This window comes from Kroppenstedtia sanguinis, assembly GCF_050433445.1.
Taxonomy (GTDB): domain Bacteria; phylum Bacillota; class Bacilli; order Thermoactinomycetales; family DSM-45169; genus Kroppenstedtia; species Kroppenstedtia sanguinis.
In genome coordinates this window covers 32992-56054 of sequence record NZ_JBNPXF010000023.1, presented here as the reverse complement: position 1 = coordinate 56054, position 23063 = coordinate 32992, and the positions used below count along the sequence as shown (strand labels likewise).

Below are 23063 nucleotides of genomic sequence, written 5' to 3'. Positions count from 1 at the left end.
ATCAAGTGTTGGGTTACGAATCAAGATGGAGTTCAACTTCAAAACATGCTGTATTTGACGTGGAGTGCACATTTATAGATGCGGAAGTAGCTCAGCGGTAGAGCACCACCTTCCCAAGGTGGGGGTCGCGGGTTCGAGTCCAGCCTTCCGCTCCAATCTATTTTTGAAGATCTTGACCTGTTTCTTCAAATGTTATATAATAATGATTGTCATTCAAAATCTGCGGACGTGGCGGAATCGGCAGACGCGCTAGATTCAGGATCTAGTGGTCATTAGACCGTGGAGGTTCAAGTCCTCTCGTCCGCACCATATGTGCCCTTAGCTCAGCTGGATAGAGCGTCTGACTACGAATCAGAAGGTCGGGAGTTCGAATCTCTCAGGGCACGCCAAAAACGCACCAGAGTGATGGTGCGTTTTTTTGTTTTTCTCGCTATTAGCGAAAAGGATCTTGGTGAGTGCGGATCCCGGTTTTTTTACAACACTTTTAGCGGTCTTTTTTGTTGGTCTCTCGGATGACTTTCCATGTGTCCGGATCTTCCGCACCGAGATACCAATGAGCAATTCCTGCGAGATCTGGATCCTGTTTTAGGAGGAAGTTCATTTTTTGTCTGTATCCGACGGCATCCTGATAATATACGGTGTGGGTCTGTTTGCCTGCCGAGTATTGAAACCAGGGTTGGTCTCCCTCCCGTTGCGGGGATGCTTGGTGAACATGGATCAGATCTTGCGCCTCTTTAAAGGTCAAGGGGGCCAGCTGATCCGGTCCGGTCCAGAGGTACCCCTGGGCGGAAAGGCTGACATATATCTTGTTAGAGGGGATGTCGGCTTTGGCCTGTTTTAAAGTGTTCTCTAGCCAAGGGATGGGAGCCCCAGGTCCCGGTTGTTTCAAACTGTAATGATAGGCCATGATCTTGACACTGTCCGCTGCCTCGCTGATTCGCTTCCAGTCCTGCCCAGAAGAGGGATCTTGTTTTGAATCTCCCTTGGGCTGGAGGGCAACACTGAGCCAATGCTGTTGTTCATGGAGTTGCTCGGACAACTCTTCGACAAAGAGTGAGAACGAATCCCGGTCTTCCTCCAGGATCGGTTCAAACTGAAGTTCAATCCCTGAATAGCCTTGTTTTTCAACCGTATGAGCAATTTCTTTTATAAGCTGGGTCCGTTTCTGTGGTTGATTCAATATCTCGTGAAGGAGGGCGGAGGAATATTGGTTACCGATGATGGGCAGGAGACGGATTTTGTTTTTTTCCGCCATCTTCAGGACGGGTCCTGCCTTATCCGCCTTTCGGAGAGTGAGAGTACCGTTGGAGTGGATATCATACCAAGGAAAATTAAGCTCATCGATTTGATCGGCCACCTGTTCTAACCGCTCTGTCGCAACGGAATCCCAGTAGGGAATCCGAACTGTGATCTGTAACTTTCTGTTGGGCGGTTTCACAGAGGGTGCCTGTTGCATAGATGGATGAGATAGTGGTGGGACGGAGGGTAAGACGTTGTTGGCTCTCTCTCCCGTTGTGGGAAGGCGGTTCAGGTCTGGATTTCGCCAGTTATTGTGGAGGATGTGCTGGGAAGAGGTAGTGGGCGGTGCTGAAATGACTGGCTTTTTTCCATCCTTCGGGGTGGTTTTTTTATCAGGTGTGATGGAAGGATCCGCCGGATCCCACCAATCCTCGGGCCCCGGGGCGATAGAGTCGTCAGGCTCTTCCGGATGCTCTGCAATGGCGGGAGCTGGCCCAGTCTGGACCTTTTGGTTGTCAGCGGGAGATCCGGTCATGGTTAGAATGATCCAACCGCCGATAAAGATGGCAAGCACACAGAGCAGTCCGGCAAACATGCTCTTTCGCCTGTGTTTGACGGGTTTTCTTCTCTTATCTCTTTTTTTGCGGGAATATCGTTGTTCCCGGGAAGGTGTTTTTTGTTGAAGGTGAAATTGATTACGCAAGTGATTGTTTTCCCCCTTTCCATCTACTCCATATTTTATCTCGATCATCTAAATATTGACATATTTCGATACAAGAATCAATCCTTCGTAGGATTTAATTGAACCCCTTTCCTCTAAATTCGAAAAGGGGCAGGATTTGTTCTTCTTTGGGTCGTATTAGTTTTTAAAGTGTTTTAAAAGTTCATCAAGGGGGAAAACCATGAACAAAATATCTCGTGGTTGGATGTTGTCTCTTCTGCTTATTCTGGCTTTGTCCATAACGTCTCTTCCTGTTCAGGCCCAGATCCATACGGATGAGAAAGCGACATCGTCAAAATCAGACGGCGATTATTACTTTGTCGAGCTGAAGGATGATCCGGTGGCTACCTATGATGGTGAAGTAAAGGGCTATAAAGCCACTCAGGTGGAAGGGCAAAAGAAGCTGACAATGAAGAACAAACATGTAAAAAGTTATCAAAACTACCTATCCAAGAAACGGTCTAGCTATAAAAATTGGTTGAAGGGGAAATCCTCTAAAGCCAAAGTAGTCAAGGAGTATTCCGTCACCCTGAACGGGGTTGCGGTCAAAGCGGACGGGATCAATCCCGATACCTTGCGGAAAGGGCCAGGAGTCAAGAAAGTCGTGAAGAGCCTGAAGTACAAACCGGCGATGAACAAAAGCCACTCGCTCATCAATGACAAGCCCCTATGGAACATGGGTTACCAGGGGGATAGAGTCAAAGTGGCCGTGATCGACAGCGGGATTGATCAGGATCACCCTTTCCTGCAGGATCCCAATCTGAAGATGCCGGAAGGGTTTCCGAAGGTTCCCGAAGAGAATGAGGATTGGGTAGAATATACCACCAACAAGGTGATCGTTGCCAAGGTATTCAGTCCTGATAAAGAAGATACTCCCGAAGCGATCGGGTCTCACGGCACCCATGTGGCCGGGACCATCGCTGGGGTGGAGGATTACAAGGATCCGAGCGGAGCGGCCAAAACCCCTCTCTCTGGTGTAGCCCCCAAGGCTTATCTCGGCAATTACAACGTCTTCCCTTGTGATGGTGAAGATTGCGAGGCTGACAGTATCTACATCGCCGCCGCTGTCGAAGCAGCCGTACGTGACGGGATGGACGTGGCCAACCTGAGTCTGGGAGGTCCAGCGGAACCCGGATTCGACCTTTTAGCGGAAATCGTCAACGCTGCCTCTGATACCGGTATGACGACGGTCATCTCTGCAGGTAATGAAGGCCCCGGCCCGATGACGATCGGCTCTCCAGGCACCGCCGATAAGGTGATTACTGTGGCTGCTGTGGCAAACAGCCATTTTATCGGCCAAGTAATCGATATCACCGTGAACGGGGAGCGTAAGTCCCTGCCTGTTGCTACTTCCGATCCAGGTGGCCAGCTTACGGAAAGAAAAGAGGGATCCTTGGCCGTTGTGAAGGATGGAAATGGTCTGGCCTGCACCGGTATCTCCGAAGATCTAACAGGTAAGATTGCTGTTATCAAGCGGGGCGACTGTTCCTTTACTGATAAGGCTTACAAGGCCCAACAGAAGGGTGCTGCCGGTGTGATCATCGTCAACAATGCCCCCGGGGACCCCTCCGGGATGTCCGTGGAAGAAAAGGTGACTACTCCCGCAGTTATGGTTTCCCAGTCGGATGGGGAGTGGATCTTGAAGGGAAGTGAAGGCTCCGCTGTTTTAGAGCCTGCTGACCCCAAGGAGTTTGATAGTGAATACGGGAAGACGCTTATGGACTTCTCCTCCCGCGGTCCGACTGTCAACTATACCCTGAAGCCTGATGTGGCGGCGGTGGGGGGCAATGTATACTCCAGTGTCGTTGGTGGCGGATTGGCCTCCATGAATGGAACGTCCATGTCCGCTCCCCATGTGGCGGGTGCAGTCGCTCTTTTGAAGCACGCTCGCCCCGATTGGACGTCCCAGGATATCAAAGCGGCTTTGATCGGAACCGGGACCAACATCAAAGGCGGTCCGACGTTGCCACTGGAAGTGGGTGGCGGCATGATCCATGTCGCTAACGCCCTGAACACACCGGCGATGGCTTCCCCCTCTAGCCTCAGCTTCGGTCTGGTCAAGAAAGGGGATAAGAAAACGATTCAAGTCAGTCTGAAGAACACTTCCAACACCAAGCAAGTATACCGCCTCTCCGCCAATAAAGACTCGGATGTGAGCGTCAAGTCCCTTAAAGTTAAGAAAGGGGCCACTGGTAAGTTTAACGTCACAGTGAGGGGCAAAGGCAAAGCGGACACCGACTATCAGGGGTACATCAAGATCACCAATGATAGCGGCAAAAAGATCCGTATCCCATATTATTTCCGCGCTGTCAACCGATAAGTAAAACAGAGAAGAACCGTTCTTCCAAGGAGGAACGGTTCTTCTTCTTGGCACGTTTTTATAGGGTGAAAGTCCCGAGGGGTGAAGGTAGCAGTAGCCGTTAGTTTAAGGCAAGGGTGTCCACGACGAGGTGATGGCCATCTCCGTATTCATGTCTGTACCATTGCATTGTCCGCCTTTTCTGTGACCGGATAAATTCCGTGTCTTGATGTACGGGGTCGGATTTCCTAGGAGAGGAGGAACAAAGGCCGATTTTCCAGATCCGAGCTGTTGATCAACCAAGAAATGGGTGAAGGAAACAAAACTGACCTTACGCTCTTTCCCTTGCCCCATCGTAAAATATGGCTTGAGGGGACGGGGAGGGTGGGACGGCTACGATCTCTTGCCAAGAGCGCAAAGGCGAATCAAAGCCCCACCATCCCGACCCAATTCCTGCCTAAAGTATGGTTAATCAACACGCCTGATTCCAGATATCTAACCAGGCTACATAGGGAAGTCCCAAATCACCAGAAGATGGGGAAGCTCTCCGTCTTGAGGCGGAAAAAACCGCCCCGCTCAAGTCGGGACGGTGAAAGTAAATGTTCAGCGACAAAAGGTGGTTTGGATGATTCCTCCACCCAAACAGATTTCCCCGTCATAAAAAACAACAGACTGACCGGGAGTGACTGCACGTTCGGGCTGATCAAAAATGACCCGTACAGATCCGTCGTCCACAGGTTCGACAGTAACCCCCTGGTCTTGTTGCCGGTACCGGAACTTGGCGGTGCAGTGAAAGGGTTCCATACGTTGTTGGCGATCGACCCAGTGCACTTCTTCGGCGATGAGTCCATCGGAGAAGAGTGCGGGATGGTCATGTCCTTGTTCCACCAGCAACACATTATTCTCCAAGTCCTTACCAACGACAAACCAGGGTTCACCACTTCCGCTGCCACCGATTCCCAGTCCCTGTCTTTGACCCAGGGTGTAATACATCAGTCCATCATGATGCCCTTTTAATTCACCGGAAAGAGTTTGCATTTTTCCGGGACGGGCGGGAAGGTATTGACTGAGGAATTCCTTAAAATCCCGTTCCCCGATAAAGCAGATCCCGGTACTGTCTTTCTTACTGGCAGTGGCCAGACCCGCTTCTTCCGCGATTTCGCGGAGCTTTTTTTTATGCAGGTGGCCGATGGGAAACAGGGTTTTGGAGAGCTGTTCTTGACCCAGGGTATATAGAAAATAAGTCTGATCCTTATTGGGATCGGCCCCCCTCATCAGACGGTAGTTTCCATCCCTCTGATCCAATTGGGCGTAGTGGCCGGTGGCGATATAATCGGCTCCCAGTTGGAGAGCTTTCTCCATGAACTCGCCGAATTTAATCTCCTTGTTGCACATGACATCGGGATTGGGAGTTCGTCCCTTTTCATATTCGTCCAAGAAATATCGGAATACTTTATCACGATACTCTTTCTCAAAGTTGACGGAGTAGTAGGGAATTCCCAGTTGGCTGGCCACTCGTCGAACATCTTCGAAATCTTCGGTGGCTGTACAGTTTCCCAACTCATCGGTATCATCCCAGTTTTTCATGAAAAGGCCGATCACATCGTATCCCTGTTCTTTCAGAAGTAAAGCGGCGACGGATGAATCGACCCCGCCAGACATCCCCAATACGACTCTCGGAGACTTTGCCATCATTTTCACCTTCTATCGATCAAAACCCGCTTCAAAATTGAAGTCGAGATTTGGTTGGAATGCATCGGAGTCCTTAAATCCCGATGAAAATACTCATTTTACATAGTATAACATGTCCTGGCATGTCCTGAAATCGAAGAGGAAAGTTGACCCTGGACCAGGGCAGTTGATAACCAGAAAACAGGTGGTGGAAGGGAGTACACAGCGGAGAAACTGACGAGAGAGCCTGTTGTCAACAGGCCTGACATTAGAATGGTTCCCAGATTTCTGATAGCGTCAATCCCCGATCAGGGCTGGATTCTCATCTCCAGCGGATGTATAGGGCTTCAAGTTTATGACAGGAACTGAGCGATGGTTTTTGTTATAATTCTGATGGTGGGGTTCAACAAAGTTCTCATTTAACTTTTAACAATCATACCATCGACACCTCAACTTTTTTATGTGTTGAGTACGATACAATTTTTATTCTAAAAATTTCATTTGCAGAAACAACAGATATGGGAGGTAGGGGCATGGGAGAAACCCCCTTGTTTGATGAGTTGGGCCACCCCATTTGGATGGACAGGGAAGAGTTTCGAACGCATGTGATTCCAGAAAACATAGAAGCGGATTGGGACGACCCTCATAATCTTTATACCTTTACAGTTCAATTGTATAAGGATGGTTTTCTGAAAGAAGCGGAACAGGGAGTGAACCGTCTCTTGGAACTGACGGACCAAGAGGAGGAGGTCCTGCTGTTGCAGGCTCTGGTTCTGATGAGAGAGAACAACCCTGAGGAAGGGGAACGGGTGTTGCTTCAATGTATCGATAAGTACCCGGACAGAGGCGTCGCCCATACATACTTGGCTCGAATTCTGGATGCTCGTGGAGAACGGGAACAGGCAGTCCAACAGTTGAAGGAAGGCTTATCCAAAGAGCCGAATCAGGAGACCGCTCTTCGCATGTTTACAGAATGGGTCGGCGAGCAGGAAGAGGCAGCCCCCTTTTTGGAGCAGTTGTCGGAAACTACGAACTCTTGGTGGCCTCTGTTGGAACTTGGAAAGTTACACTTCAAAAAGAAGAGCTTCTCCGATGCGATGACTTACTTTCAAAAGTGTTTGGATCGAATTCGCGAGGATCGCACCGAAGAGGATTTGCCATCATGGGAAGAAGAAACAACCACGATGACGGTTTCATCTTTACTTCGTAAGGAAGGCTTGACTGAAGAACTGATTCAATTCAGTAAGAAATATTGGACACCCGCCTACATAACCCCTTTCCTTGGGATGGACTATGCCCAGGCTCTGTATGACTCGGGGGATCCTAAAGGAGCGGTGGATATTCTCGCCCGGATGCTGGAATATATCGCTCCCGAATATCAGCATATGGTCCATCTTCGGATGCAACAATTGGATCCGATCCCCGAAAAATCTTGAAATAAAGCTCCCGCCTCCAGGGATTTGGATGGTGGGTTTTTTGTATAAAAAACGCGCTTAAAAAGCGCGCGGACAGGCTTTCGATCTGTGGGAATGCCTGACTATTCAAGTGTTTTTTTGTGATCCTTCACTGACTTTGATTTCCTTGACGGATCTGCTTTTTCTGATGCGATATTAGCCAATTCACCGCTTTGTTCGTATGCAAATTGCACCGGATCTAGATGAAGATCCTTTGGGGCTTCTCTGCGCTCTTCCTCCTCGTTCATTTCGTAAAGCCTCCTCGGAACCTGGGATTTGGGGTAGAACCCTGGTTCTCAGTTTGTCTTGTGAAGAGAAAATTTATGCGAGGAGGGGAAACGGCGCATATTGTCGTACAGGGACGCGGGATCAGGGGGGATTCGGTGTTTGTATATGATAAAATGGATCTCAATGGTGGGAAGGAAAGGAGCAGGGGCATGGAGTACAGTGAAGACATGAAAAAACGCTTACGTCGGGTAGAAGGGCAGCTACGTGGGGTTTTGCGAATGATGGAGGAGGAGCAATCGTGTAAAGACGTGGTTTCTCAACTTTCTGCAGTTCGGTCAGCGGTGGATCGGGCTAGTGCCTATATCGTCAGTCGCAACTTAGAGAAACGAATCCGGGAGGAATTGAATAAGGAGGAAGGCCAAAATACCGAGAAATTAGTGGAGGAAGCGATCCATCTGTTAGTGAAGAGCCATTAATATATATCGGGTTATGGTCCCGATGTAATTTGAGAGCCCAAATCTCACCTGCAGTATGACTTTTTAAACAATGCGAATCTATCTTCCTTTTAATGTAGCTTCATGGTCTTTCATCCATCCCGAAAATATATGAAAATAAGCATAACGGATGATACAGAGGAGCTCAGGGAAGGGGAAAGAGGATGCGTACCATTTTGGCAGTGGATGATGACCGGGATATCGTTCATCTAATTACAGAAGGGTTTCGGTATGAGTCATCTTTTGAGGTGATTCCCGCCTATACGGGGGAAGAAGCCTTGAAAATCGTGAACAGCCGCCCGGTGGATTTTGTCATTCTCGATATTATGTTGCCTGGATTGGACGGGATGGAGACCTGCCGGCGCATTCGGCAACAGCATACCGTTCCGATTTTGCTGTTGAGTGTCCGGGACCGAGAATTGGACAAAGTCATCGGATTGGAAATCGGCGCAGATGACTACCTGACAAAGCCTTTCAGTCCCCGTGAGTTATTGGCGCGGGTAAAGGCACACTTTCGACGGGTGGAACGAATAAAGCAAGAGATGGGTCCTTCCGCTGGGTCAGGCCCTCTATCCATCAATGAGCAGACTTACGAAGTGGTGGCGGATGGGGAGAAGGTGGATCTGTCTGCAAAGGAGTTTCAAATCCTTTCCTATCTCGCCAAACATCCCAATCAAGTCCTTTCCAGAGAACAGCTCTATCAAAAAATTTGGGGGCAGGAATTCGGGGACCTGAATACGGTGACGGTCCATATCAAAAATATCCGTAAAAAAATAGGACGGGATTGCATCAAAACGATCTGGGGAGTGGGGTACAAATTTGCTTGGGAGAGTGAGGAAGGGTGAAGCTGAAGTGGAAGATCCCTTTCCTCTTTTTTTTGTTGGCCTTTGTGTTGTTTTTTGTCAGTGTTTTCTATCTTCGGGTGGAAGTGATTGAACGCATCTGGGAGCGGGTCTCGGACCGGCAACAGGTTCATCGTGAGAGTGAGGCGCAAATGATGAACCAGGTGGCTCGTCTCCATCCAGATATAGAGAAAATTCACTCTTATTTGCAACAAAGGGCTCTTCGGGAACAACTCTCCGTAACTTTGTTCCAGGCGGATGGGGTAACCCCTCTCCTGAAAATTTCCTCTGCACAAGACGGAAAGACCTCGGAAGAGAGGTGGTTTCCTGTCAGAAGCCAAGGGAAAACGGTTTATTTGATCCAGGTAATCCGTCCTTTCCGGGAGGAGGAGATCGGGTTGGAGGAGGCCCTGACGGACACATTTGCATTTCTGATGCTGCTTCTGTCGGGGTTGATTCTGCTGTTGGCCCTCTATTTTAACATGTTGATTATCCGGCCCTTGGCCCGGCTGAATCAACGTTTGGACCAGGTGAATCTGGAAAACCCGATGCCTCCTCTCACCAGTAAGCGTTGCGATGAAATCGGAGTTCTTTACCGCCGTTTCGGTGAGATGGAAGAGAGACTTCACCATGCCCATCGGGAGCAGGTGGATATGGTGGCTGCCATTACCCACGATCTCAAGACCCCTTTGACTTCCATCCGGGGTTTTTTGGAATTGTTACTCACCCGTCATGACATGTCTGCGGGAGAAAAGGAATACCTTCAACTAATTCGAAAAAAAGAGGAACAGATGAACCAATTGCTTAACTCCTTTTCCGAGTATACCCAAAAAGAAATACAACTAAAGGATGTGGAGTTAACGCAGATGCCGGTGAGCCCTCTGTTTCGATCCGTGGTAGAAGAATATGAAGCGGAGCTCTTCGGTTTGGGACATCGTTTGCTTTGTCGGAATCACCTCGGACTCGAACAAGTCCGGATTCATGAAGGGATGCTGAGACGGGTGTTTGCCAACATCGTCAGCAACTCAGTCCGGCACGGTGACAGAGCTCAGCTGACTCTAACCTGGACTGCTTTTAGTGAGGAGGGGCGAGTCTATTTTCGACTGGAGGATAACGGAAAGGGGGTTTCGCAAGGGAATCTATCGGAACTTTTCCAGCGTTTCTATACAGTGGATCCTTCACGGGGAAGTGGGAAAGGTTCTGGCTTGGGATTGGCCACCTGCCGTTCGATCATCCATCGCCATGGGGGAGAGATCTTCGCTTTCTCCTCTTCCATGGGCGGGTTGGGTATCTCTTTCAGCCTGCCGGTAGTTCATCAATCGTAAGTCGGATGGAGGGCGAAATTTACCTTTCTTCATTTTTGTTTTATCTTTGATTCAGTTTTCATTGGTAACATAAACCCATAAACTCAACGATATGGGAGTGAGGGAGAACCTTGAGGAAAATCATCCGTTGGAAGTGGTGGATCCTTGCTTTGTGGGCGGTCATCTCTGTCCTGGCTGTGATCACCCTACCGGATATGGGTGAGCTGGTCAGAGAGAAGGGGCAGCCTGCCATCCCGGAAAACTACTCATCCCAGTTAGCCGGGGATTTAGAGAAAAAACTAAATGAAACCTCCAGCAAGGGTAATGAGATGACCTTGATGGTCGTTTTCACAGGCGAACAGGAAAAACTGAGCTCCACGGATCTGAAGAATATTAAAAAATCCATTCAACGATTGAAAGATCAGGATCAAGAATTGGGAATTTCCAGCGTATTGACCCATTTTGACGAAAAGGCCCTGAAAGAACAGTTCGTTTCCAAAGATGGTACCACGATTCTCTCCGTTCTTTCCGTGGATCGGGGGCAGCGTTCGGTTCCGGAAGTGAGAGACAGTCTGGAAAAAGCTCTGGGAAACCCTGATGTCAAATATGAATTGACCGGGGCGGATCTGATCAATGAGGACTTCGCCCGCACCACATTGGACGGGGTCCGCAAAACAGAACAGATCACCGTGATTTTTATTATTCTAGTGTTGTTGCTCGTATTTCGTTCCCCATTGGCTCCCTTGGTCTCCCTAATTTCTGTCGGGGCTTCCTATCTGGCGTCACTGGCAGTGGTGGCCCATCTGGTAGATCAGCTTGATTTCCCCTTTACCAATTTTACACAGATCTTTTTGGTACTCGTCCTATTTGGAATCGGCACGGACTACAATATCCTGCTCTTTTCCCGGTTCAAGGAAGAGATGGCCCGGCGCAAGTCTGTCTCTCTCTCCATTGTAGAAACATACCGGACGGCTGGAAAAACTGTAGTTTACAGTGCTTTGGCCGTTATGATCGGATTTGCCAGCCTCGGGTTGGCCCAATTTTCCATCTATCAGGCAGGGGTGGCTGTAGCTATCGGGGTTCTGTTTTTGTTGTTGTCCCTGTTCACGATTATTCCTTTCTTCATGTCGATTCTAGGAAAAACCATGTTCTGGCCTGCTCGAAAGATGGAGGGACATACGGAAAATCGGTTGTGGACGTTTTTGTCATCCACCTCCTATCGACGCCCCTTGGTCTCTTTGTTGGTCGTCGTGATCTTGACCGTGCCGGTCCTGTTCCTCTATGAGGGAAATCTCTCCTACAACAATCTGGAGGAGATGGATAGTGAATCTCCATCTGTCCGTGGCTTCAATATGATCTCTGACCATTTCAGTCCGGGTAAAACGATGCCTGCTTCGGTGGTGCTAGAGAGCGACAAGCCTTTGGACAGCCCGGAGGGGATGGCTTTTATCGATCAGGTGACTGAATCGCTGACCCGGGTGCAGGGAGTGGAGGCGGCCTTTGGTCCCACGCGTCCCCAAGGGAAGCCCATAGAGGAGTTGTACATCGACAAGCAGACGAAACAGACCAAAGATGGGATTGGCGAAGCTGGTAAAGGAACCGGACAGATTCAACAGGGGCTGGATGAAACAGTTCAACAAATTCGGAAAGGAACAGACCAAGATTTCTCCCGGGTGGAAGATCTGGTGGAGGGTACCGAATCGGCTCAGATCGGAGTCTCCCAGATTCGCCAGGCGATGGAACAAATACAGGGGGGAGTGGGGCAAGGGGCCGGTGGGGCCCAGGAGGTTCATTCCGGACTGAAGCAACTGGAATCCGGGATGACCCAACTCTCGTCTTCTACAGATCAGTTATCCGGGGGGATCGGCCAACTAAATACCGGGTACCAACGTCTGGGAAGCGAGTATAAAAACCTGGAGAATCAACTGAGCGGGCTTCAGTCCCTCGCCTTGCAAATGACAAAACAGGTGCAGTCATTGGAGCAATCCCATCCCGAACTTTCCGCTGACCCGAATTTTCAGGGGTTAAAAGGGATGTCTCAAAAACTGGAGGGATCTTTGGGGCAGCTGGAATCGGGTTTGAATACTCTGAACAGCAACCTGGGCAAGACCAATGCCAGATTGTCTGAAGCCCACACCGGATTGAAACAAGTGGCTGAGGGGCAACGGAAAATGTTGGCCGGTATGCGCGAACTAAAAGCAGGTTCTTCTCAGTTGGCTGAAGGATTGCAAAAAGGGGCCCAGGGACAGAGTCAGGTGACTGACAGTCTGTATGCAGTGGAAAACGGTCTGGGAGAGATCACGCAAGGGCAGAAGCAATTGAATACCGGATTGCAAGGGCTGGAAAGCAATCTGAGCCAGTTAAGAAACGGTCTTGGAAAAAGTGCCGATGGGCTGGATCAGATTACAGAAGGATTGCAACAAGCCGAAGGATATCTCGGAGATATGTCCCGGACAGAGGCTTCCCACACTTTCTTTGTTCCGGAGAAGGTTCTCAAGGGAGAGGAGTTTCAAAAGGGACTGGATGCGTATATGTCCGATGACCGCAAGGTGATGAAATGGGAGATTATTTTAGAGGGGGATCCCTATGCTGAGGACGCGATGGATACGGCGGCTGAACTGGATTCCACAGTTTCCGGGAAACTGGAAAAGACCGAATTCGCCGATGCCCGTCACGGAGTCGGTGGAGTCTCTTCCCAAAATCGTGATCTGAACCAGATTTCCACCGGAGATCTAAATCGAACCGCTCTGTTGATGTTAGCGGGGATTACGTTGGTTCTGCTGTGGATTCTGCGTTCTTTTTGGAACACCGTCTATATTATCGGCTCGCTGATTTTGTCCTATTTCACAGCATTGGCGACTACGGAACAAATTTTCTCCAACTGGTTAAGCATCGGTGAACTGACCTGGTCGGTCCCCTTCTTCTCGATGATCATGGTGATCGCACTGGGAGTTGACTACAGTATCTTTCTCATGATGCGCTACCGGGAGTATCCGACGCTCACACCTGGCGAAGCATTCGCCCTTTCCGCCAAAAAAATCGGATCGGTGGTGATTTCTGCAGCGGTGATTCTTGCTCTCACCTTTGCAGCTTTGTATCCCTCTGGAGTATTAACCCTGATCCAGATCGCCACGGTGGTGATTATCGGACTATTCCTCCTCGCTTTTGTCATGCTCCCCATCTTCCTTCCCGCGATGATTTCCGTTACAGAAAGACTGAATACGGTGCCAGCACAGAAGAAGGAAGAGATTTCTTGACCCTATGCCCCTGCGGGGGCTTTTTACATGGGGTCACGTTCCTGTATGAGAGACAGGGGGATAGGAAAATATTTGTAAATGAATGTTTGAGCCGGATTATTATTTCCTTTCCAACACAAAATGATTATTATAAGATAGGATTGGTTCTAGATGAGTCCACTGGGAGTAAAAAATTGCCGTCCATTAGGGGGTATCCAGTTTGCTGTTTAATCGCTCAAAAGACTCTGTGTTCTATCAAACACTTGTGGAGGCGGCGGGGAATATCGTCGAGGCCATGCAGCTTTTCCGCCAAAACGTGGAGACGTTGGAGCACAAGGAGGAGTATGCAGAGAAGCTCAAAGACCTGGAGAACAAAGGAGATGAACTTACCCATCTGCTGGTGCGTGAACTGAACCAAACCTTTGTCACACCCATGGACCAGGAGGATATCCTGCAGTTGGCTTTAAAACTGGATGACGTGCTGGACGGGGTCGAAGCCTGCGCTTCCAGGTTTGTCTTTTGTCATGTGGACAAGACTACGCCTTATCTGATGCAGTTCGCGGAGATTCTGGAAAAGTCAGCTGAGTTCCTGCAAGAGGCTTTTATTTCACTGGAGAAGCGTGATTTTAACAGCATTCAGAAGTATGTGGTGGAAATCAATCTGTTGGAAAACCAGGCGGATCGATTGATGCGGGAGTCGGTGGGTTCTCTGTTTGAAAATCCGGTGGATCCGATCGAATTGATTAAGATGAAAGAAGTGTATGAGCGGTTGGAAGATGTGACCGATACCGCTGAAGATTTGGCCGATGTGCTGGAAAGTGTGGTTATGAAGTATGCTTGACCCGACCGTGTTGATCGTTCTGGTCGTCGTCCTTGCTCTGATCTTTGATTTCACCAACGGTTGGAACGACTCGGCCAATGCGATCGCCACCGTGATCGGGACCCGTGCCCTCACTCCTTTCAAGGCGTTGATGTTGGCTGCTACGCTCAACCTAGCTGGGGCTTTTTTTTCCACGGCTGTCGCGAATACGATAGCCAAAGGGATTGTTGACCCTGAATATGTCACCCAGCTGGTGATTGTGGCCACGCTGGTAGCCGCAATCATCTGGAACGTAGTGATGACACTGATGGGCTTGCCTATCAGTGCTTCCCACGGATTGATCGGGGCATTGGTTGGAGCAGCTGTTGCTTTTAAAGGCTTTGCCGCCCTCCAATGGAGTGGGATCATGATGATCCTGGTCGCTCTTCTGGTTTCGCCGATCCTGGGAGCGATCTTGTCATGGCTCATGATGAAGCTGATCCGGGAACTGTTTCGGAATACCGCCCCTTCCAAGGTAAAGCGTCTCTTCCGTCCTCTGCAGATCTTGTCGGCCTCATTTATGTCTTTTAGCCATGGGACTTCAGATGCACAGAAAGCGATGGGAATCATTACTCTGGCTTTGATTACCGGAGGATTTATCCCTGATAATGGAGGGGTTCCCTTGTGGGTGATCGCCTCCGCTGGGCTGGCGATGGCTCTGGGAACAGCCCTCGGCGGATGGAATGTGATCAAGACCCTGGGTATGCGCCTCAACCATCTGAACACTGCCCAGGGATTTGCAGCGGAAACTGCAGCGGCGGTCCTGTTGGCGACAATTTCCAAGATCGGCATTCCAGTCAGCACCACCCATACGCTCACCGGCTCGATCATCGGCGTGGGGGCTGCAGAACGGGTGAAATCGGTTCGGTGGGGTGTAGCTGGAAAAATTGTGTATGCCTGGGTTTTCACCCTTCCCGGAACGGCTGTGATGAGTTGGTTGATCTATCAGGTGTTGAGCATTTTAGAATAGAGCGGATGTTTTTGGACAACCTCCTGTCAAGACCGCTTGTCCGCAATCGAAGGCCCTCCCGATGGGAGGGTCTTCACTTAGTTCGGACCACTGGTGTGAACACGGGTCGCTCTTTTTTGTAGCTACCCTCCTTTCCTGTATCGCAAAAGAGGTTTCCCAATAAATCGTACAGGGTATCCTCGGCAATCTCGCCTTTCCAGAAAGCGAGGGTCCAGCGGAGAAGATCGGCTCCTTCCTCAAGGGCGGACTCCCAGAGTGTGAGGAAGCTATGTTCTTCTTTGGAAAAAGGGGGATGGACCCATTCACCTGACTCGTTCAGGAAATCCATCTCCTTCCGAACAGGTCGGTAACGGAAAGGAGAGATGGCTCCCAAGGTGAGCAACCATTTGAAACCCGTCGGATCATGAAAGAGGGAAAGGGCCCGCTTCATATCTTGATAGCTTTCATTCCAATGATGGGGTAAAACAGGTATTGTCTCTTGCGGGAAATGTTTTTGGGCAGCTCCTTGCAACACTTTCACCCATTGTCGGGGAAGGGAAGTTCCGATATCAATTCGGGGTACCACTGGACTCTTCCAAGTCTGAATCCCTTCCAAGTGTTGGGCCAACAAGGTGTCGATCATGGTATCAAGTTTCTGGTTGCTGTATTTTTTGTCTCCGGATGGATAGCGAATATAGAGATGGGTACGATGATCCAAGATCTGATGGGTGAGAAATCCGGACACATAGTCCCGCATACCGGGATGTTCCGCTGCGGCTAAGATCAGATCCATCAAGAATGGTCCGCAGTGCTTTTGATGAATGGCTCGGCCCAATCGACGCACAGATTTGTCCCGCTTCCAGGGCCAAAAGTTATGGTACAGGAGAAAATCAGAACCCTGACAGCCGAGGTGAAAGGTGCGTAAGTCGTCTGAAATGGACCATCCCGCCTGCTTCCGGACCCGGTCTCCGAACAGGATGTGACTCCATACATGGGGCAAAAGAGATCAGCTCCTTTCAAAGGCTGGATGAATACCGGGTCGGAAAGGAAAAGGTTGATCCATCTCTATTCGTTTTTTTGTGACAATATTCCTTTCTCTATTTTCATAAAAAAGGATATCCTGTTAGGTTCATGGAAAAGTGAGTTGAAGATCCATGAAGCAGCCGGTAATTGTAATGGGAAGAATTATGATAACATGAAGGAATCATGGTGAAATGAATCACTTTTTAAGATCCTGGTAGTGATTTACGTTTCGAATGGGGAGTCGTAAAGGAGGATGTAATAGTGTCGATCGATTGGCAACAACAGATGAGCAGGCTACAGGGAGAGATGATGGAACGGTTGAAGGAGCTCTGCTCCATTGAGAGCGTCTTGGACGAGTCCACTGCTGGACCCGGTGCCCCCTTTGGCAAAGGAATCGCTGAAGCCCTCAGCTATATGTTAGAACTGGGGGAACAAGAGGGGTTTCGCACTAAAAATGTGGAGGGTTACGCCGGCCATGTGGAGTATGGTGAAGGGGAAGAGACCCTTGGGATCTTGACCCATCTCGATGTGGTGCCGACAGGGGAAGGCTGGATATCGCCACCCTTTGCGCCGGAGATTCGGGAGGGGAAGTTTTATGCCCGGGGAGCTCAGGATGATAAAGGACCGGCTATGGCTGCTTTTTTTGCACTGAAGTTGGTGAAAGAGCTGGGCCTGCCACTGAACAAACGGGTCCGCCTCATCCTCGGCACCGATGAGGAGACCCACTGGCGGGATGTGGACTACTACTTCCAGCGGGAACCGATGCCGGAGACAGGGTTTGTTCCCGATGCGGACTTTCCCATTATCCATGCGGAAAAGGGATTGCTGGATCTGACTCTGACGGGAACCGTCCAGACCGCCACCGACGAGGAGAGAGAGTGGATACTGACCCGGTTTGAAGCCGGTCAACGAGTCAACATGGTGCCGGAACTGGCTGCTGCCCGCCTGGAAGGGGAAGGCGATGTTTTTGCCTTGAAAGAGAAGTATCAGGAATACCTACTCAGCCATGGGATCCGGGGATACGCCGAAGAGGCGGATGATCACCTGATGCTGGTGGTGGAAGGGGTGGCTCATCATGGATCCGAACCGGATCGGGGGGTGAATGCTGCCTATGGATTAGCCCGGTTTCTGGACGGACTCTCTCTGGATGAACCGGGAGGACGATATGTCGCTTTCATTAATGACCTCCTGGTGGATGCCTTCTTCGGCGAGCATCTGGGCATTGAGCAAGAGGATGATCGTGTCGGCCGGTTGACGGTGAATGGTGGTGTCTTTCGCTATGAGCCCGGTGAAGGACAACATGCGGAGTTGAATATCCGTTATCCCATCTCCGGCGATGTGGAGGCGATCCGTCGACAGGTGGAGGAAAAAACCAAGGCATACGGCCTCTTGATCTCAGAAGAGGATCACAAGCCGGGGCATTTTGTGGATCCGGAGGCTCCTCTGGTACAGACCCTGCGCAGGGTGTACGAAGAGGAGACAGGGAAAAATGGCGAGCCCTTCGCCATCGGGGGCGCCACTTATGCCCGGGCGCTCCAGAATGGAGTGGTTTTCGGGCCCCTCTTTCCAGGAACCACTGAGACGGCGCACCAAAAAGATGAGTTCATTCCGGTGGATGAATTGGTGAAAGCAGCAGCTCTGTATGCCCGGGCCATTTATGAATTGGCAAAATAAGGGGGCTGGGAGATTTGCGAGAGGCGAGACTCTTGTCGGTTCAGGTGGGGAAACCTCAGGTATACTCGGTGGATGGTAAAGAATGGATCAGTGCCATTGCCAAGCAGACGGTGGAAGGACCGGTTTTCTTGGGGAAGCTCCACCTGCAGGGAGACGATCAAGCGGATCGCAAGCACCATGGCGGCCCGGATAAGGTGTGCTGGCCTACGCTGCCTCCCACTATGAGATGTGGAGAAGACAACCGGATCTGCCAGGGATCGGCCCCGGTGGCTTTGGGGAAAATTTCACGATATCCCATCAAGATGAAGATAGGGTTTGCATCGGGGATATCTATCAAGTGGGAGAAGCTCGGATTCAGGTATCCCAACCCCGGATCCCCTGTTGGAAGTTGGATCGGCGCTGGGGAGTGAAGGGATTGGCTAAGCGCGTGGGGGATTCCGGTACCAGCGGTTGGTACCTGCGGGTCTTGAAAGAAGGTAGGGTGGCGGCGGGGCAGACGATGGAACGGGTGGAATGTTCCGATTCTCGCTGGACTGTCCGCCAGGTGAACGAGATCCTTCACAAACGAGACTCGGATCCTGGGAGGATCCGGGAGTTAGCTACTTTCCTGACTCTAGCTGAAAGTGTACGCCGGATCTTGTCGGACCGCTTGGAGAGAATGAACTGATCTTCAACTCCGGGGGGCATGTTTAAGGGGAGGCGAATGCATGGCGGAAATACTGGATATCATGGGGCCGGATCTTAGAGTGATCGGGGTGGCCGATCGGGAACGGGTGCACCAAGAAGGGCTGTGGCATCATACCTTTGACTGTTGGTTGTACCGACGCGTGGAAGGAAAGATCTATCCTTTGTTTCAACTGCGTCATCCTAGCAAGAAAGCCCATCCTCAACAGCTGGATATCACCGCCGCTGGCCATCTCCAGAGTGGAGAAAGCCGGAAGGATGGGGTGCGGGAGTTGGAGGAGGAGTTGGGAATTTCGTTACAAGCGGAGGAGCTGACTTACCTCGGGGTTCACCGGGAAGAGATGCAGGGGGAGGGATGGATTGACCGGGAGTATCGTCATGTCCATCTCCACCTCTTTAGGGGATCTTGGGAAGATTTTCGCCTGCAACCCACTGAGGTCTCGGGGCTGTTTGAGGCAGAGCTGTCGGAAGTGGTGCAACTGATGGAGGGAAAAAGGAGCACCGCCCTTTTTCAGGGGTTCACCGGGACGCAAACTGTGACTGGCAGGCATGGGGAGCGGCAAGTAACTTGGGAGGAGTTGGTTCCTCACTCCAAAGAGTACTACCAGATGGTGTTTAAAGCCTTGGAAAAGCAAGGGCAATAGAAATGAACAAAAAAGGAAGCCGGGTGACCCGGCTTCCTTCTTTTTATTCCGATTCCTGTTCATTTTTCTCTCCATTGCGGCGGTTTCGGAGGCGAATCAAGCGATAGGTGTGACTCACCACCACTTTGAGGACTGCGTAGGTGGGAACTGCCAGTAGCAAGCCGAGGAAGCCTCCCAAGCTACCCGCCACCAGCAGTAACAGGATGATCGTCAGAGGATGAATTTTGAGGCTCCTGCCCATCACCTGAGGCGAGATGAAGTTACTGTCTAGTTGCTGAACCACTACAATTACGATGAGCACTTTCAAGGCCATCCAGGGGGAGCCGATGATCCCTACAATTAGGGCGGGAATGGCGCCCATCAGGGGCCCGATGAAGGGGATCACATTGGTTAACGTGGTGACCAGAGCCAAAATCAGAGAATAGTCCAAGCCGATGATTAGATAACCGATATAGGTCAGAATCCCGACGCAGAGACTGACCAATACCTGTCCCTGGATAAAGGAACTGATCGCCTGATCCATATCATCCAGAATCCGTTTCCCCCCCGCTCGCTGGGTGGAGGGAAGCAAGCGGAGTACTTGTTTCGGAGCTTTTTCCCCATCTTTTAGCAAGTAGAAGAGGATGAAGGGCACCGTCACAAAAACGACGATGATGTTGGTCAGGACTCCGATGAAATTGGCAATGTTGGCGAAGATCACAGATGCGCTGCTGCTCAGATAGTCTGTGATATCTTGAGTCATACTTTCCAGATTTTGCTGTTCGAAATATTGGCCTAGATAGGGATTCTGTTTCAATTTGACCAAGTTGTTTCCCAATTTTTCAATGAGATCATCTGTGTTCGCCACCAGTCTGGTGACCTGCTCCTGCAGAGGGGATCCGATCAGGAAGACTGCTAAGATCATCAATCCGACGAACAGCAGGTAGATGAGGAGGATGGAATAAATCCGAGCCACTCCTCGCTTTTCAAAAAATCGGACTACGGGTCGGAACAGGTAATATAGCACACCGGCAAGCAGAAAAGGAAAAAAAAGTGTTTGTACCAGTACGACCAGCGGCGTAAAGATAAAGCTGATCTTCGTTCCGACAAAGATGATCAAAAAAGCCAACAAGATTCCGTATCCAATTTGAAAAGGTTTCGTTTGCGGCATGATGGCACGCCTCCTTTCAAAAAATCTCAGGGCTGTTGATTAACTATAAAGTGGATGATGGGAACGAAATGGCCCTTTCGCTCTTCCTATTGCCCCCAACGTTAAATATGGCTTGAGGGGACGGGGATGGTGGAACGGCTACGATCTCTTGCAAAGAGCGCAAAGGCTCTACACCCTCCCACCCTCCCGACCTTAGTTCCTTCCTAAAATATGGCTAATCAACACGTCTGAAAAAATCTATATATCCATCTTATCCAAATTACAGGATAGACCGTACAAAAAAACCCGTAAACCAGGCGGGCTTACGAGGCTTTTTTGTACGACGGAGTGAGTTATTCCACCTTTTCCCAATCATCTAGGATCGGTTTGAGAGGACATTCAGGCTTGGAATGATCCCCGTCTCCCTGTTCTGGATCTTCATCGGGCTCTTCCGGATCCTCACCGGGTTGGTCCGGATTTTCACCAGGTTGTTCTGGATTTTCACCGGGTTGTTCTGGATCTTCACCGGGGGATTCTGGATCCGGCTTTTCATTGTCAGGAGGGTTTCCCTCCTCGGGGGGATTGGGTTGGGGCTTGTTATCGGTCGGGTCCTTTGGTTTGTCTCCGTCACTGGGCTTTGAATCGTCCGGAACAGGCTTTTCCTTTCCAGGGTGGGTGACCGGAGTCGTCCCGGATTTCCCTGAGTTTTCCTGTTTTGCCGAACGGCTCATTTGCTGTTGAGTTGTCGTGTGAGTTCGGACGGTCTCAGAATGGCTTCTTTCCAACGAATCCAGTTTGGACTGGTTGTCGTTTTCCTGGGTTTCCTCCTTGTTACGATCGGAGTCTTCCACTTGGGAGAGCCGGATCCGTTTCTTAGTGGTCTGATCATCAGACACCGTTGATCCGACAGCTTTTTTTCCCCAGAGGCTCCAAGGATGTCCCTGAGGTGCCTGCGCTACCGGCACATATCCGGAAATCATCAAGGTTCCAACAAAGCTGAATAAAGCTACTTTACGAAATTTACGGGTCCGATAGAAGTTGACGGGCACTTTTAGTTCCCCTCCCTCCGTCAAAAGCTTACGTCGTTTTCCGCATCCATCCTAAGTGTAACAAAAACCGAAAGGGTTGTCTTGGCGAAAGTGAGATATTTCCCGATTTTTGATGGTAAAAGAGTTCATGAAGAGGATCAGGGGAGGCGGGAGCGGAGGTCAGAAACCGCCTTCTTTAATCTTTCGGTCAGGAGGTGGATTTCTTCTTCTGTAGTCTGGGGTCCCCAGGTGATTCGCAGACTTTGGTAGGCTGCTTCGTCGGATTGCCCCATGGCTTTCAAGACGTGGGAAGGTGCTTGTTTTCCGGAACTGCAGGCGGATCCACTGGATACCGCCACATTCCACCGGTTCAATTCTAAAAGCACGGCCTGTCCCTCCAATCGATCAAAGGAGATATTCAGATTGTTGGGGAGACGGTGAAGGGGATGCCCGTTTAAACGAGTGTCGCCTATCTCATTACAGATTCGCTTCCATAGCAGATCCCGTAATCGGGCCATAGTTTCCCGAGTCTGGTTTACTTCGGAGGCCGCCAGTCGGCAGGCGGATCCCAGTCCAACAATTCCAGGCACATTCAAGGTACCGGGACGAAGTCCCCGCTCTTGGCCCCCTCCGAACAGGATTGGATCCACCCGTACCCCCTTGCGTAAAAACAGAACCCCCGTTCCCTTGGGTCCTCCCACTTTATGGCCGCTGAGGCTAAACAGATCGACACCCCATTCCCGCACATTGACAGGAATTTTCCCAAAGAACTGTATGGCGTCAGTGTGAAACAGGATGCCTCGCTCCTTTGACAGAGAGGCAGCTTCGCGGATCGGCTGCAAGGTTCCCACCTCATTGTTGGCGGCCATGACTGAGATAAGAATGGTTGTGGGAGTGATGGCTCTTTCCAGATCCCTGATCCGAATACCTCCCCACTCGTCTACGGGCAAAAATGTGACGGAGAATCCTTCACGTTCCAGTTGGCGGCAGGTTTCCAACACAGAGGGATGTTCGACTTGGGTAGTGATGATATGATTCCCCCGTTGTCGATGTTTACGGGCTGCTCCCAGGATGGCCATATTGTTGGCTTCACTTCCTCCACCTGTAAACAGGATTTCCCGCGGGGAGCTGCCGATGGATTGAGCCACCTGAAGCCGGGCTTCCTCAGTTAATTCAAATGCTTGTTGTCCCGGATCGTGAAGACTTCCGGGATTGGCGAATGTCTCCATCATGGCACGGACCATGGATTCTTGCACTTCTTTTCGCAAGGGGGTGGTGGCCCCATGGTCAAGATATAATGATTTCATTTTTGTCAGCCTCCTGTGATGGGCCGATGGTATGGTTCGTGAGAATTTGGCGTGGGTTTCGGTTATAGATAACGAGAACCGAGAGGGCGGGGATTCATTATTGTGAAATAATGATCAAAAAAGCTTGACAAATCCCCTCTTCCTGAGAGAATAGAGATGACTTTTTGTTGAAATATTTGTGAATATAATCACAAGATGGTATCGATTTTGCAGTGTTCAGTGGGTGGGACTCATGGTGAGAAGGTGCGCCAGAGGGTCAGTGTGGAGAGATGTGAGCA

18 protein-coding genes and 3 tRNA genes are annotated in these 23063 nt (G+C 50.3%); 14 read left to right on the top strand and 7 right to left on the bottom strand.

Annotated features, from left to right (window positions below; genetic code table 11):
* The first annotated feature begins 80 nt into the window (after positions 1-80).
* From JOD24_RS13165 to JOD24_RS13155, 3 genes are all read left to right on the top strand, one after another.
* Positions 81-155: transfer RNA gene (locus JOD24_RS13165), tRNA-Gly, on the top strand.
* Between the two features lie 67 nt (positions 156-222).
* Positions 223-309: transfer RNA gene (locus JOD24_RS13160), tRNA-Leu, on the top strand.
* A gap of 3 nt (positions 310-312) precedes the next feature.
* Positions 313-389 (top strand) — tRNA-Arg (locus JOD24_RS13155).
* A 95-nt stretch (positions 390-484) separates the two neighbouring features.
* Here the strand turns inward: JOD24_RS13155 and JOD24_RS13150 are convergent.
* Positions 485-1942 carry a glycosyl hydrolase family 18 protein gene (locus tag JOD24_RS13150; protein ID WP_429247065.1) on the bottom strand — a complete coding sequence of 486 codons (1458 nt, stop codon included), beginning with the start codon at positions 1940-1942 and terminating at the stop codon, positions 485-487.
* A 199-nt stretch (positions 1943-2141) separates the two neighbouring features.
* Between JOD24_RS13150 and JOD24_RS13145 the strand changes: the two genes are divergently transcribed.
* Positions 2142-4280, top strand: a complete 2139-nt coding sequence (locus JOD24_RS13145; RefSeq protein WP_429247064.1) for a S8 family serine peptidase — start codon at positions 2142-2144, stop codon at positions 4278-4280.
* A gap of 582 nt (positions 4281-4862) precedes the next feature.
* On the opposite strand, the gene mnmA is transcribed toward JOD24_RS13145, so the two are convergent.
* Complete coding sequence (mnmA, locus tag JOD24_RS13140; protein WP_380165470.1) at positions 4863-5954, bottom strand: tRNA 2-thiouridine(34) synthase MnmA; 1092 nt, start codon at positions 5952-5954, stop codon at positions 4863-4865.
* A 509-nt stretch (positions 5955-6463) separates the two neighbouring features.
* Between mnmA and JOD24_RS13135 the strand changes: the two genes are divergently transcribed.
* The gene (locus tag JOD24_RS13135; RefSeq protein ID WP_380165468.1) at positions 6464-7366 is read left to right on the top strand and encodes a tetratricopeptide repeat protein; all 903 of its coding nucleotides are present in this window, start codon (positions 6464-6466) and stop codon (positions 7364-7366) included.
* A gap of 101 nt (positions 7367-7467) precedes the next feature.
* On the opposite strand, the gene JOD24_RS13130 is transcribed toward JOD24_RS13135, so the two are convergent.
* Positions 7468-7632 carry a hypothetical protein gene (locus JOD24_RS13130; protein WP_380165466.1) on the bottom strand — a complete coding sequence of 55 codons (165 nt, stop codon included), beginning with the start codon at positions 7630-7632 and terminating at the stop codon, positions 7468-7470.
* A 189-nt stretch (positions 7633-7821) separates the two neighbouring features.
* Here JOD24_RS13130 and JOD24_RS13125 point away from each other — a divergent pair, with 189 nt between their 5' ends.
* From JOD24_RS13125 to JOD24_RS13100, 6 genes are all read left to right on the top strand, one after another.
* Positions 7822-8088, top strand: a complete 267-nt coding sequence (locus tag JOD24_RS13125; RefSeq protein ID WP_380165490.1) for a metal-sensitive transcriptional regulator — start codon at positions 7822-7824, stop codon at positions 8086-8088.
* A 182-nt stretch (positions 8089-8270) separates the two neighbouring features.
* Positions 8271-8951, top strand: a complete 681-nt coding sequence (locus tag JOD24_RS13120) for a response regulator transcription factor (protein ID WP_429247063.1) — start codon at positions 8271-8273, stop codon at positions 8949-8951.
* Positions 8948-10273 (top strand): HAMP domain-containing sensor histidine kinase, encoded by a 1326-nt coding sequence (locus JOD24_RS13115; RefSeq protein ID WP_380165464.1) that lies wholly within the window; start codon positions 8948-8950, stop codon positions 10271-10273. Before JOD24_RS13120 ends, JOD24_RS13115 begins: the two co-directional genes overlap by 4 nt.
* 110 nt (positions 10274-10383) lie before the next feature.
* Entirely contained in the window at positions 10384-13509 is a 3126-nt protein-coding gene (locus tag JOD24_RS13110; protein WP_380165462.1) for an MMPL family transporter, read from the top strand.
* Positions 13510-13708: 199 nt separating this feature from the next.
* Complete coding sequence (locus JOD24_RS13105) at positions 13709-14329, top strand: DUF47 domain-containing protein (protein WP_380165460.1); 621 nt, start codon at positions 13709-13711, stop codon at positions 14327-14329.
* Complete coding sequence (locus JOD24_RS13100; RefSeq protein ID WP_380165458.1) at positions 14322-15317, top strand: inorganic phosphate transporter; 996 nt, start codon at positions 14322-14324, stop codon at positions 15315-15317. Before JOD24_RS13105 ends, JOD24_RS13100 begins: the two co-directional genes overlap by 8 nt.
* A gap of 73 nt (positions 15318-15390) precedes the next feature.
* Here JOD24_RS13100 and JOD24_RS13095 read toward each other — a convergent pair whose 3' ends face one another.
* Entirely contained in the window at positions 15391-16296 is a 906-nt protein-coding gene (locus JOD24_RS13095) for a hypothetical protein (RefSeq protein ID WP_429247062.1), read from the bottom strand.
* Between the two features lie 284 nt (positions 16297-16580).
* Between JOD24_RS13095 and pepV the strand changes: the two genes are divergently transcribed.
* The 3 genes from pepV (at position 16581) to JOD24_RS13080 (ending at position 19321) form a co-directional block, all read left to right on the top strand.
* On the top strand, positions 16581-17993 hold the full coding sequence (gene pepV, locus JOD24_RS13090) for a dipeptidase PepV (RefSeq protein ID WP_380165454.1): 1413 nt from the start codon (positions 16581-16583) through the stop codon (positions 17991-17993).
* A gap of 196 nt (positions 17994-18189) precedes the next feature.
* Positions 18190-18660: an MOSC domain-containing protein gene (locus tag JOD24_RS13085; RefSeq protein ID WP_380165452.1), complete on the top strand. Its 471-nt coding sequence runs from the start codon at positions 18190-18192 to the stop codon at positions 18658-18660.
* A 40-nt stretch (positions 18661-18700) separates the two neighbouring features.
* Positions 18701-19321 carry an NUDIX hydrolase gene (locus tag JOD24_RS13080; protein ID WP_380165450.1) on the top strand — a complete coding sequence of 207 codons (621 nt, stop codon included), beginning with the start codon at positions 18701-18703 and terminating at the stop codon, positions 19319-19321.
* Positions 19322-19364: 43 nt separating this feature from the next.
* On the opposite strand, the gene JOD24_RS13075 is transcribed toward JOD24_RS13080, so the two are convergent.
* From JOD24_RS13075 to JOD24_RS13065, 3 genes are all read right to left on the bottom strand, one after another.
* A complete protein-coding gene (locus JOD24_RS13075; RefSeq protein ID WP_380165448.1) occupies positions 19365-20471 on the bottom strand; it encodes an AI-2E family transporter in 1107 nt (368 codons plus the stop codon).
* A gap of 332 nt (positions 20472-20803) precedes the next feature.
* Positions 20804-21499, bottom strand: coding sequence for a hypothetical protein (locus JOD24_RS13070; RefSeq protein ID WP_380165446.1), 696 nt, complete (start codon positions 21497-21499; stop codon positions 20804-20806).
* Between the two features lie 137 nt (positions 21500-21636).
* Positions 21637-22785 carry a cysteine desulfurase family protein gene (locus JOD24_RS13065; RefSeq protein WP_429247061.1) on the bottom strand — a complete coding sequence of 383 codons (1149 nt, stop codon included), beginning with the start codon at positions 22783-22785 and terminating at the stop codon, positions 21637-21639.
* Positions 22786-23063 lie beyond the last annotated feature (278 nt).